General features: G+C 59.5%; 9 protein-coding genes. 6 read left to right on the forward strand and 3 right to left on the reverse strand.

What is annotated here, in order from left to right:
* The first annotated feature begins 404 nt into the window (after positions 1–404).
* From PMI23_RS19490 to PMI23_RS19515, 6 genes are all read left to right on the forward strand, one after another.
* Complete coding sequence (locus PMI23_RS19490; protein ID WP_007920165.1) at positions 405–1,652, forward strand: TolC family protein; 1,248 nt, start codon at positions 405–407, stop codon at positions 1,650–1,652.
* Between the two features lie 49 nt (positions 1,653–1,701).
* Entirely contained in the window at positions 1,702–2,889 is a 1,188-nt protein-coding gene (locus PMI23_RS19495; protein WP_007920166.1) for an efflux RND transporter periplasmic adaptor subunit, read from the forward strand.
* A 14-nt stretch (positions 2,890–2,903) separates the two neighbouring features.
* Positions 2,904–6,053 (forward strand): CusA/CzcA family heavy metal efflux RND transporter, encoded by a 3,150-nt coding sequence (locus tag PMI23_RS19500; protein WP_007920168.1) that lies wholly within the window; start codon positions 2,904–2,906, stop codon positions 6,051–6,053.
* Between the two features lie 222 nt (positions 6,054–6,275).
* The gene (locus tag PMI23_RS19505; protein WP_007920169.1) at positions 6,276–6,479 is read left to right on the forward strand and encodes a co-regulatory protein PtrA N-terminal domain-containing protein; all 204 of its coding nucleotides are present in this window, start codon (positions 6,276–6,278) and stop codon (positions 6,477–6,479) included.
* Positions 6,480–6,559: 80 nt separating this feature from the next.
* Positions 6,560–6,892: a DUF2790 domain-containing protein gene (locus PMI23_RS19510; protein ID WP_007920170.1), complete on the forward strand. Its 333-nt coding sequence runs from the start codon at positions 6,560–6,562 to the stop codon at positions 6,890–6,892.
* A gap of 475 nt (positions 6,893–7,367) precedes the next feature.
* Positions 7,368–7,748 carry a DUF6124 family protein gene (locus tag PMI23_RS19515; protein WP_007920171.1) on the forward strand — a complete coding sequence of 127 codons (381 nt, stop codon included), beginning with the start codon at positions 7,368–7,370 and terminating at the stop codon, positions 7,746–7,748.
* A gap of 451 nt (positions 7,749–8,199) precedes the next feature.
* Here the strand turns inward: PMI23_RS19515 and PMI23_RS19520 are convergent, their stop codons facing one another.
* The 3 genes from PMI23_RS19520 to nuoM form a co-directional block, all read right to left on the reverse strand.
* Positions 8,200–9,525: an OprD family porin gene (locus PMI23_RS19520; protein ID WP_007920172.1), complete on the reverse strand. Its 1,326-nt coding sequence runs from the start codon at positions 9,523–9,525 to the stop codon at positions 8,200–8,202.
* Positions 9,526–9,825: 300 nt separating this feature from the next.
* Positions 9,826–11,289, reverse strand: a complete 1,464-nt coding sequence (gene nuoN / locus PMI23_RS19525) for an NADH-quinone oxidoreductase subunit NuoN (protein ID WP_007920173.1) — start codon at positions 11,287–11,289, stop codon at positions 9,826–9,828.
* A gap of 7 nt (positions 11,290–11,296) precedes the next feature.
* On the reverse strand, positions 11,297–12,829 hold the full coding sequence (gene nuoM, locus PMI23_RS19530) for an NADH-quinone oxidoreductase subunit M (protein WP_007920174.1): 1,533 nt from the start codon (positions 12,827–12,829) through the stop codon (positions 11,297–11,299).
* Positions 12,830–12,839: the final 10 nt, after the last annotated feature.

Genomic DNA, 12,839 nt, shown 5'->3' on the forward strand with positions numbered 1-12,839 from the left:
CATAATCGACTAGATGTAACAGGTCGATATATAACGCCAGACATCTCGGTCGGCTCCCTCTCCCTCTGGGAGAGGGCTGGGGTGAGGGGAAGTCCGGACGATAAAGGTTGTAGTGGCTACAGGGTCAACCACCAAGCTCTTTAAAACGGTGCTCTGCGACAGTCGGTCGCAGCACAAACCATAAAATTCCCATCAGTTTGATTCCGGCAAGTGCAATTCAGCAGATAACTACCGTGTTTTTGTTTCGATGTATTTCGATAAAACCATTTGCACTTCGCATCCTAGAACAAAACAACTTCGGCAAACCGTGGATAACGGATTTGTAATGTTCCAGTCACCTTGTCGATAAGTTCAAGACCCTACCGTGGCGGCATCCGAGATTCTTCAATAAAGGAAGTCTTCCATTGCCCGGTTTAATAGAACTGACGGCGCGATCACGCCTGAAAAAAACCGCCAGCGGCATCCTGTTGTTGGCCTGTACCAGCCTCGCGAACGCAGCGACCCTGACGCTGGAGCAAGCCCTGCAAAGCGCCTTCGCCGGCAACCCGGAACTGGCCGCTGCGCAATGGGAAATCGGCATCGCCGAAGGTGACCGCCAACAGGCCGGCCTGATCCCCAACCCCGAAGTGTCGTGGGAAGCCGAAGACACTCGCCGCGAGTCGCGCACAACCACGGTGATGCTCAGTCAGCCGATCGAACTGGGTGGCAAGCGCGGCGCACGGATCGACGTCGCCAGCCGTGCGCAAGATGCCGCCGGGATTGAATTGGAGCGCAAACACAATGCCTTGCGCGCCGATGTAATTCAGGCGTTCAACAGTGCGCAAACCGCGCAGCAACGTTTGCAGTTGTCTCGCCAGTCGCTGCAACTGGCCGAGCACGGTGTGCGCGTGGCGCAAGGGCGCATCGAAGCAGGCAAATCATCCCCGGTCGAAGGTACGCGGGCGCAAGTGCAGCTCTCGGAAGTGCGCCTTGAATTGAGCCGCGCCGAACGTGATCAGGCCACCGCGTACCAACAATTGGCGCAGGTCATGGGCGCGCCGTTGCCGATGTCGACCAAGGTGCAGGCGCCCACGCAAAGCATGCCGGCCGTTCCACCACCGACAAGATTGCTCGAGCGTCTGAACGAAACCGCCGAACTGCGGCTGGCCAAGTTGCAGATCGATCAGCGCGAAGCATCGCTGGGCCTGGAAAAGTCCCAGCGCATTCCCGACCTCACCGTGAGCATCGGCAGCCAATACAGCGAAACCGAGCGCGAGCGGGTCAACGTGGTCGGGCTGTCGATGCCGATTCCGCTGTTCAACCGCAATCAGGGCAACGTCCTCGCGGCCGCCCGCCGAACCGATCAGGCACGGGATCTGCGCAACGCCACCGAGCTGCGATTGCGCACGGAAATCCAGACCAGTCTTGAACAATGGCAGACCGCTAACGGCGAAGTCACCGCGTTCAACCAGACCATCCTGCCCGCCGCGCAAAGTGCGGTCGACAGCGCCACACGCGGTTTCGAAATGGGCAAGTTCGGCTTCCTCGATGTACTCGATGCGCAACGCACATTGATCAGCGCTCGTAGCCAGTACATCCAGGCCGTCAGCGAGGCGACCGACGCCCGCGTACGCATCGAACGAATTTTTGGCGACCTCAGCGTCAGCCGTTGAATTTCATTCTTCAGACAACTGCGCGATGGCTCGGCGCAGAGGAGTTTCCATGGATAAAAAACTGATGGTGGTCGCGGTGGCGACGTTGGCGCTGGGCATTGGTATCGGCTCGCAGTGGTCAGGTAACGCAAGCATCGACGCGCATGCCGACGAGACTTCTGAGCATGCCGATCACGCCGAAGAAGGTGCAGCGGCTGAACATGCCGAAGAAGGGCACATCGAATTGAGCGCCGAGCAGATCACGGCTGCCGGTATTCAACTCGCCGAAGCAAAGGCGCAGAACATCAGCCGCGGCCTGCCATTCCCCGGCGAAGTGCGCTTCGACGAAGACCGCACCGCCCACGTCGTGCCGCGTGTGCCGGGCGTGGTCGAATCGGTGGCGGTCAACCTCGGGCAAACGGTGAAAAAGGGCCAGTTGCTGGCGGTGATCGCCAGTCAGCAGATCTCCGATCAACGCAGCGAACAGGCCGCCGCGCAACGTCGCCTGGCCCTGGCGCGCACCACCTACGAGCGCGAGAAAAAGCTGTGGCAGGACAAGATCTCCGCCGAGCAGGATTTCCTCCAGGCGCGCCAGGCGTTGCAGGAAGCGGAAATCGCCGTGAGCAATGCGCGGCAAAAGATCAGCGTGCTCAGCGGCAGCGTGGTCGCCACTGGCGGCAACCGCTACGAATTGCGCGCACCGTTCGACGGCGTGGTTGTGGAAAAACATCTGACGCCGGGGGAAGTCGTTGATGAAAGTACAGCGGCGTTCACCCTCTCGGATCTGTCGCGAGTGTGGGTGACGTTCGGCGTGTCACCGAAGGATTTGAACAAGGTTCAAGTAGGCAAAGCGGTCACCGTCAGCGCCCCGGAATTGAACGCGGAAGTGGTCGGTAGCGTGGCTTACGTCGGTAGCTTGCTCGGCGAACAGACCCGCACGGCAACCGTCCGCGTCACTCTGGAAAACCCGCAAGGCTCGTGGCGCCCCGGTCTGTTCGTCACCGCGCTGGTGGCGACCGACAGCCGCGAAGCGAAAGTCGCCGTGCCGGAAACCGCGATCCAGACCGTCGAGGACAAACCCACGGTGTTCGTGCGTACCGACGACGGTTTCGAAGCGCGCGCGGTGGAGCTGGGCAGGCGTGCCGCCGGCCATGTGGAAATTACTCAAGGGCTGGAACCGGGCTCGCAAGTCGCCAGCGCCGGCAGCTTCGTCCTCAAGTCGGAACTGGGCAAAGCCTCAGCCGAGCACAGCCACTGATCCGGAAGAATCCCATGTTCGAACGCCTGATCCAGTTTGCCATCGAGCAGCGCATCATCGTCCTGCTCGCCGTTCTGCTCATGGCCGGCCTCGGCATCGCCAGTTATCAAAAACTGCCGATCGACGCCGTGCCGGACATCACCAACGTCCAGGTGCAAATCAACACCGGCGCCGCCGGGTTCTCGCCGCTGGAAACCGAGCAGCGCATCACCTTCCCGATTGAAACCGCGATGGCCGGTTTGCCGGCACTCGAACAGACCCGTTCACTGTCGCGCTCGGGCCTGTCGCAAGTCACGGTAATCTTCAAGGACGGCACCGACCTGTTTTTCGCCCGGCAATTGGTCAACGAGCGTCTGCAGATCGCCAAGGAGCAATTGCCCGAAGGCGCGGAAGCGGTGATGGGGCCGATTTCCACCGGTCTCGGCGAGATCTTTCTGTGGACGGTCGAGGCGAAGGAGGGCGCGCTCAAGGACGACGTTAGCGCGTACACACCGACCGATCTGCGGGTGATTCAGGACTGGATCATCAAGCCGCAGTTGCGCAACGTACCCGGGGTCGCCGAGATCAACACCATCGGCGGTTTCGCCAAGGAATACCAGATCGCGCCGGACCCGAAACGCTTGGCCGCGTACAAGCTGACGCTGACCGATCTGGTCACCGCGCTGGAGCGCAACAACGCTAACGTCGGCGCCGGTTACATCGAGCGCAGCGGCGAGCAGTTGCTGATCCGCGCGCCGGGCCAAGTGGCGAGCACCGAGGACATCGCCAACATCGTCATGGCCAATGTCGACGGCACGCCGATCCGGGTGAAGAACGTTGCCAGCGTGGAAATCGGCCGTGAAATGCGCAGCGGCGCGGCCACGGAAAACGGTCGTGAAGTGGTACTCGGCACGGTGTTCATGTTGATCGGCGAGAACAGCCGCACGGTCTCGCAAGCGGTCGCCAGCAAGCTCGAACAGATCAACAAATCCTTGCCGCAAGGCGTGATCGCCGTGCCGGTGTACGACCGCACGCACCTGGTCGACAAAGCCATCGCCACGGTGAAAAAGAACCTCATCGAAGGCGCGATTCTGGTGATCGCGATTCTGTTCCTGTTCCTCGGCAATATCCGCGCGGCGCTGATTACCGCGATGGTGATTCCGCTGTCGATGCTGTTCACCTTCACCGGGATGTTCAGCAACAAGGTCAGCGCCAACCTGATGAGCCTAGGCGCGCTGGACTTCGGGATTATTGTCGACGGCGCGGTGGTTATCGTCGAAAACACCCTGCGTCGACTGGCCCATGCGCAGCAGCATCACGGTCGCTTGCTGACCCGCGCCGAGCGTTTCAAGGAAGTCTTTGCCGCAGCGAAAGAAGCGCGGCGACCGCTGATTTTCGGGCAGTTGATCATCATGGTCGTGTACCTGCCGATTTTCGCGTTGAGCGGCGTCGAAGGAAAAATGTTCCACCCGATGGCGTTTACCGTGGTCATCGCGTTGCTTGGCGCGATGCTGTTGTCGGTGACCTTTGTGCCGGCGGCGATTGCGTTGTTCGTGACCGGCAAGGTCAAGGAAGAAGAGGGCGCGGTGATGCGCGGCGCCCGTCGCGTGTATGCGCCGGCGCTGGCGTGGGTGATGAGTCATCGCGCTGTTGCCGTGGGTGCGGCGTTGGGTGTGATCGTGCTTAGCGGCGTGCTCACCAGTCGCATGGGCAGCGAGTTTGTGCCGAGCCTCAGTGAGGGTGATTTTGCATTGCAAGCGCTGCGCGTGCCGGGCACCAGCCTGACGCAATCGGTGGATATGCAGCAGCGCCTGGAGACGCTGATTCTGGCGAAGGTGCCGGAAGTCGAGCGCGTGTTTGCCCGCACCGGTACCGCCGAAATCGCCTCGGATCCGATGCCGCCGAATATCTCGGACAGCTATGTGATGCTCAAACCCAAAGAGCAATGGCCGGACCCGGACAAGTCCCGCGAAACCTTGATGGCCGAACTGCAAGCTGCGGCCGCGATGTTGCCGGGCAGCAACTATGAACTGTCGCAGCCGATTCAGTTGCGTTTCAACGAACTGATATCCGGCGTGCGCAGTGATGTCGCGGTGAAGGTTTTTGGCGATGACATGGACGTGCTAAATGCCACCGCTGCGAAAATTGCCGCCGCGATGCAGAAGGTCAACGGTGCATCCGAGGTGAAGGTCGAACAGACCACCGGGTTGCCGGTGCTGACCATCAACATTGATCGCGATAAGGCGGCGCGTTACGGGCTGAACGTTGGGGATGTGCAGGACACCATTGCCGTTGCGGTCGGCGGGCGTCAGGCCGGGACGTTGTATGAAGGGGATCGGCGTTTCGACATGGTTGTGCGTTTGTCCGATGCGATGCGCAAGGACATCGATGGCTTGTCGGCGCTGCTGATTCCGGTGCCCGCAGTAAATGGCACGGCCAATCAGATCGGCTTTATCGCGCTGCAAGACGTCGCCAGCCTCGACCTGGTGCTCGGGCCGAATCAGGTCAGCCGCGAGAACGGCAAGCGTCTGGTGATCGTCAGCGCCAACGTGCGCGGGCGTGATATCGGCTCGTTCGTCAGCGAGGCCGGTGAGGTGATCGAGCGTGACGTGCAGGTCCCGGCGGGTTACTGGACCAGTTGGGGCGGGCAGTTCGAGCAACTGCAATCAGCGGCCAAACGCTTGCAGATTGTCGTGCCGGTGGCGCTGCTGTTGGTGTTCGGGTTGTTGTTCATGATGTTCAACAACTTGAAGGACGGTTTGCTGGTGTTTACCGGGATTCCGTTTGCGCTGACCGGTGGGGTCATGGCGCTGTGGCTGCGCGATATACCGCTGTCGATTTCGGCGGGTGTCGGGTTTATCGCGTTGTCCGGGGTGGCGGTGTTGAACGGCTTGGTGATGATTGCGTTTATTCGTAATTTGCGCGAGGAGGGGCGGACGCTGTCCGATGCCATTAACGAAGGTGCGTTGACGCGTTTGCGGCCGGTGTTGATGACGGCGTTGGTGGCGTCGCTGGGTTTCATCCCGATGGCGCTTGCAACCGGCACCGGCGCCGAAGTGCAGCGGCCGCTCGCCACCGTAGTGATCGGCGGAATCCTGTCTTCCACGATCCTCACGCTGCTGATCTTGCCGGCGCTCTATCAACTCGCCCATCGCCGGGATGAGGACACCGTTCCATCTAACTAGGCAATCCCACTGTAGGAGTGAGCCTGCTCGCGATAGCGGTCTATCAGTCAGATCTACATTGACTGAGCCACGGCTATCGCGAGCAGGCTCACTCCTACAGGTTTTGTGTTCGACTTCAGGAGAGTGCCCGGCACATAACGGATATGTAATTTCCCCGCCACTGTCACGAAAGGTTCGGATTGTTACCTTGATCCCGTCAGTTACTTAAACGAGGAATCAACGATGAAACTTGCCCGACTCAGTGCTTTCGCCGCCGCTCTGGCGATCTCTTCCGTGGCCCTGGCCGAAGGCGGCGGTGACCGCACATTCGAGCGGATGATGACCAGCAACGAGCGCTCCATGGAGCTCTTCGTCGCCAAGGAAAAAGCCGCCGGCAACCCGGTCGTGGTCAATGACAAGAAAGACGACAAAACCCGCGATCTGTAAGCCTGCTGCACCTGAACAAGCCCTTCATCGCGCATCGATGCCGGGCTTTTTTTTCAAGCCCGGACGGGAAGGAAATGGATATGAACATGCTCAAGTGGATCGCGTTCGTCGGCGTAATGGCGATGTCTGCGAATGTGCTGGCCGAAGGCGGTGGTGACCGCACCTTTGAACGCGCGCTCAGCGCCAACAGCAAAGCCATGGAACAGTACGCCGCCAACCAGGGCAAAGCGCCGCCGGTGGTGAAGGATTACGAATACGGAATGAAGCTGGACGTGGCCAAGGTGGTGAGTGTTGTGAAGCCGCAGGCGGCGTGCAATGTCGTGCCCACCGCGATGACCTACGAGGATTCCAAAGGCCAGCTCAACACCATCAAGTACAGCGTGATGGGTGTGTGTCGAAACGGCGGGAGCTGAATCCGCTACGCCAAAACGCGGTCCCGTGTAGGAGCTGCCGAAGGCTGCGATCTTTTGACTTTGATTTTAACGATCAAGATCAAAAGATCGCAGCCTTCGGCAGCTCCTACAGGGGCCGAATTTCAATATCACGATGCGTATTTCAATTCGTGATGTTTAAAGGCTGTGTTGGAAATACGGAACCTTCCCACAATGTTTTCAGGTTGTCCGTCGGACGTCCGCTCTCTAGCCTGTGTGGGTCGCTGCCAATTCAGCGATCGGGATTGGAACCCCGCGGCTCAACTGAAGCAAAACGCACTGTTCATGACGTATGCTTGCGCACTTTCATGTGTGCACTCCGTTATGGCGGCTGTGCGCGGGAGACTTCGAGTCTGTCGGGTTTGCTCAGTTGCCCGGGTTCCAACCTGCGTACAGCTGCCACCCTTTCGCGTGGAACCGAAAGGGCCAGCTCCACCTTCAAGCTGAGTAAAACATTATGAAAAAGCCAACCCCAAATCCCCCCGAAACAGACGCCATCCCCGACGCCAACTCAACATCCCCTTACGCCTCCGTCGACACCCGAAAACTCCACGAAGCCGCCGACCGCGCCCTCGACTTCTACCTCAAACCGTCGGCCGCCATCATGTCCGCACCGTACATCCCCAACCAGATGTTCCTGGTCAATCCCAAAGCCGACACCGAGTCATTACTGGCCAACGCCAGCGAATCCCTGGCCTCGGCCACGGTAATGCTCGGTGACTTCGCCGCGCTGCTAGGCGGCACCCATCGCAAGACCCTGCTCGGCATCGCGCAGGTCGTCATGCTTGGCGAACTTGCGGTGAACAAGGCATTGGATAACGTAGATCCTGCGTCGTAGCTATCAATGGCCGGGTTTTATCCGTTGTTTTTGCGTTGACCTCAAAATCCTGCCCCCTCACCCCAGCCCTCTCCCCCGAGGGGGCGAGGGGGAAGGGAGCAGATCTTCAAGCCATTCAAAATCAGAGTACGCCCCGGTTTTTTGGGTCGGTGTATCTTCGACAACCAACTCGGTCTGTCCTCTCTCCCCCAATGGGAAAGGGAGCAGATCTTCAAGCCATTCAAAACCAGAGTACGCCCCGGTTTTTCAGGTCGATGGATTTCCAATAAGCAGCTCGGTCAGTCCCCTCTACCTCTGGGAGAGGGCTAGGGTGAGGGCCGGGCCTAAACCTGGAAAACATAACCACGGCAAAACGCAAAGCAAAAAAAGGCGCCCCGAAGGACGCCAAAAGATTCACCTCTTACCAAAGGAGCAAGGAGCTTCTAAAGGTGAATTTGCATCAACCGCGCAATCAGAGAATCGCCAGTGGATACTCGACAATCACCCGCACTTCATCCAGATCCGACTCGAACGCCGTGGCGCGTGTCGTCGCCTGGCGCAAGCGCAATGACAGGTCTTTCATCGAACCGCTTTGCACCACGTATTTGACTTCGATATCGCGCTCCCAACGTTTTTGATCGGTCAGTGGATTACCCTCGGCATCGCGGCGCATGTACACCGCGTTGGCGTTGGAATAATCAGCATCGGTGCCGCGCGCGTAGCGAGTCATGAACGACAGGCCGGGTACGCCATAAGTGCTCATGTCGAGGTCATAGCGCACCATCCACGAACGCTCTTTCGGCGAGTTGAAGTCGCTGTACTGGATCGAGTTGTCGAGGAAGATCGAGTCGGACTGGCGCAGGTAATCGAAGTCGTCATTGCCGTTGTTGCGCTGGTGGGAGAGGGCGACGGAGTGGGCGCCGAGTTTTACGCCAACGCGGCCGCTCCAGATGTTGTTGTCGAATTCGCCGAGCAGTTGTTTGCCTTCGTCGACGGCTTTGTAATAGTTCAGGCCACCGAACAGCGACAGATCATCGGACAGCGGATAGGTCCAGGCAGTACCGGCGTAATACTGATTCCACGCATCCTTGAGGCGGCTGGAATAGAGGCTGAAACTGAGGTTTTTGTTCAGCACGTAATCGCCGCCGCCATACGCGATCCACGGCGAATTGACTGGGCCTGCGTAGAAGGTCGCGAAGTTCTCGCGCATGTCGCTGGACACCGGTTGGCTCATCGCATGCAATCGACCGCCCTGCACCGACAGACCTTCAATGCTGGTGTTGCTCGCCGTCACCCCGCGAAAGCTTTCCGGCAGCAAGCGCGAGTCACCGGCCGCGACCATCGGGTTGGCCGGGAACACATCACCGACCCTGACCACCGTATCAAACGCCCGAATTTTCGCGGCGCCGCCGACCTTGGTGTATTCGTCCCGCGCTTCGCCGTCGCTGTTGACCGGCAACACATCAAACGAACTGCGCCCGCCATTACGGCCGTCACCGGTATCGAGTTTCAGACCAATCATCGCAAACGCATCGACACCGACGCCGACGGTGCCTTGAGTGAAACCGGATTCGAATTTGCTGATCACGGCATGCGCCCAGGCTTCGGAATAACCGTTGCCGGTCGGGCTGGACTGGCCGTTGCGATGATCACGATTGAAGTAGAAGTTACGGTTGAGCACCGTCAGGCTGCTGCCTTCGACAAAGCCTTCAGGCTTGTCTTCTGCAAACACCATGGACGGCCCGGCGCCGACCACCACCGCTAAAGCGGCCATCGACATTTTTGAATTGTTAACCATCAAACACTCCTTGGGTTCGGCAGAACGGGAACGTGCTTCGGCGTGGGTTTTGTTGTTCGGCGGAGCAGGGCCCGCCGGCATGGTCGCCGGGTGACATCGTTGCAAGCTGCGGATAACGCCAAGGTGATGAGGGAATTACAATTTCGTCATGTGGCTATATGGATTGAGTGAACGCCACACAAACCTGTGGGAGCCGGGCTTGCCCGCGATGAGGCCAGCGCAAACGCTCAAGATGTTAAATCCCACAAAAACAAAAACGGCACCCGAAGGTGCCGTTTTCATTTCTAGCCAGCCGAGCAATCAGCCCGCCAGACCCGCTTGCTGCACCAGTGTCAGCAATGGCTGCGGGTACACACCCAGGAAGAACGCAACCAGGGCGATGGCCAGCAGCATCACGCCGCCTGCCTTCTGTTCCCAGTGCAGTTGGGCGTCGTGGCGACGCAGGTTTGGCTCGATCAGGTACAGGGTGACCATCACGCGCAGGTAGTAGAAGACGCCGATGGCGCTACCCAGTACCAGCGAACCGACCAGCCACCATTGGTGCGATTCAACACCGGTAGCGATGATGTAGAACTTGCCGATGAAGCCAGCGGTCAGCGGGATACCCGCCAGCGACAGCATCATCACGGTCAGCACGGCGGTCAGGTACGGACGGCGCCAGAACAGGCCGCGGTATTCGTACAGCGCATCCGCGTCACGGCCGTTGTACGGCGAGGACATCAGAGTGATCACGCCGAAGGCGCCGAGGCTGGTGATCACGTAGGTGACCAGGTACACGCCGATGGCTTCCACCGCCAGACCCTTGCTCGCCACCAGTGCGATCAGCAGGTAGCCGAAGTGCGCGATGGACGAGTAACCAAGCAGACGCTTGAGGTTGCTCTGGGTCAGGGCCAGCAGGTTACCGAACAGGATCGAGGCGATGGCGATAACGGTCAGCACGTCGCTCAGTACGCCGCTGCTGGCAGCAGGGGAGATCTGGAACAGACGCACCATCACCGCAAACACCGCAACCTTCGAAGCGGTCGCGAGGAACGCGGCCACCGGTGCCGGAGCACCTTCGTAAACGTCCGGCGTCCACAGGTGGAACGGTACCAGCGACAGCTTGAACGCCAGACCGATCAGCATCATGCCCAGGCCCAGTTGTGCCAGCGAGCTAGGCAGGCCAGTCGCAGCCAGCGCCTGACCGATACCGACGAAGCTCAGCGAACCCGAGTCTGCGTACAGCAGCGCCATACCGAACAACAGGAATGCGGAACCGGCGGCCGACAGCACCATGTACTTGATGCCGGCTTCCAGCGAACGCTTGTTGAAGAAGGCGTAAGCCACCAGACCGTAAACCGGTACCGAGAGCAGTTCCAGACCGATGAACAAACCGGCCAAGTGCTGCGCGCTGACCAGAACCAGACCGCCGGCGGCGGCCATCAGGATCAGCAGGTAGAGTTCTTCACGGTTGCCCGGGTAACCCGAACCGCCATCACCCAGATAAGCGTGGGCGAGGGTGACGCAGGCGAGGGTGGCGACCAGGATCAGCGCCATGTACAGGCAAGCGAAGGTGTCGATTTGCAGCAGTGGAGTCACGGCCAGAGGCGCGACTTTCAGGGCTGGCAGGATCGACAGCAAGGCCAGGTTCAGACCGGCGACCGAGATCAGGAAGGTCTGCGAGTGGTTGCGGCGCCAGGCGATTGCCAGCATCACCACGATAATGGTGAGGCTGGTGATCAACAGTGGCGCAAGCGCAATAAAGTGTTGAATCGTGAATTCCATAGCGCTCTTACCGGGCCGAAGCGAGTTGAGTGAAGGCGGTGCCGAGCCACTGCTGCACGCCATGCATCGTGGCGGCAGACGTGTCGAGGAACGGTTGCGGGTAGACGCCGATGTAGATCAGCAATACCGCAAGGCCTAGCACCATGATCAGTTCGCGAGCGTCCATACCGTGCAGGATCGAATCCGATTTCGCCGGACCGAAGTAGGCACGGTGGATCATGATCAGCGAGTAGACCGAACCGAACACCAGACCGGAGGTGGCAATCGCGGTGATCCACGGCCAGCTTGCGAAGGAGCCGATCAGGATCAGGAACTCACCGACAAAGTTACCGGTACCCGGCAGACCCAAAGAAGCGGCTGCAAAGAACAGGCTGATTGCCGGCAGGTAAGCGATACGCGACCACACACCGCCCATCTCACGCATGTCACGAGTGTGCAGACGCTCGTACAACTGACCGCTGAGGATAAACAGTGCCGCCGCCGACACACCGTGCGCCAACATCTGGATCACTGCACCTTGCAGAGCCAGTTGGCTGCCGGAGTAGATGCCGATCAACACGAAGCCCATGTGGGAAACGGACGAGAAGGCGATCAGACGCTTGATGTCGGTTTGTGCGAAAGCGAGGAACGCACCGTAGAAGATCCCGATCAGACCGAGGGTCATGGCGATCGGCGCAAACTCGGCCGAAGCATTCGGGAACAGCGGCAGGGCGAAACGCAACAGACCGTAGGCAGCGGTTTTCAGCAAGATACCGGCGAGGTCGACGGAACCTGCAGTCGGCGCCTGGGCGTGGGCATCAGGCAACCAGGAGTGGAACGGTACGACTGGCAGCTTGACCGCGAAGGCGATGAAGAAGCCGAGCATCAGGATGTACTCGGTGGTCATCGACATCTTGGTTTTCAACAGGTCGGCGTAGTTGAAGGTAATCACGCCAGTGTTGTTGAAGTTGACCAGCACCAGACCGAGGATCGCCACCAGCATGATCAGGCCGGAAGCCTGAGTGAAGATGAAGAACTTGGTCGCTGCGTAGATCCGGGTTTTCTTGCCGTCCGAAGAACTGTGACCCCAGAGCGCGATGAGGAAGTACATCGGCACCAGCATCATTTCCCAGAAGAAGAAGAACATGAACAGGTCGAGGGCGAGGAACACGCCGACAACGCCGCCCAGGATCCACATCAGGTTCAGGTGGAAGAAGCCAACGTGACGTTGAATTTCTTTCCACGAGCAGAGTACCGAGAGGATACCCAGCAGACCGGTCAGCAGGATCATCAACAGCGACAGGCCGTCGAGGGCCAGGTGCACGTTGATGCCGAAGCGCTGGATCCAGACATGCTTGAACTCAAGCGCCCAGGTCGGATCGGCGCCAGGTGCCGGCGCAAATGAATAGTCACCGTGGGCCCACAGCCAGAGGCCGAGGGCGAGTTCCAGGGTCATGGTCAACAGCGCAATCCAGCGTGGGAGGGTAGCGCCGAAGCGCTCACCCATCCAGCACAGCAGGCCGCCGATGAAGGGGATCAGGATTAGCCAAGGCAGAATCATGACGGGCTCG

It is taken from the genome of Pseudomonas sp. GM24 (assembly GCF_000282235.1).
In the GTDB taxonomy this organism is placed as follows: Bacteria; Pseudomonadota; Gammaproteobacteria; order Pseudomonadales; family Pseudomonadaceae; genus Aquipseudomonas.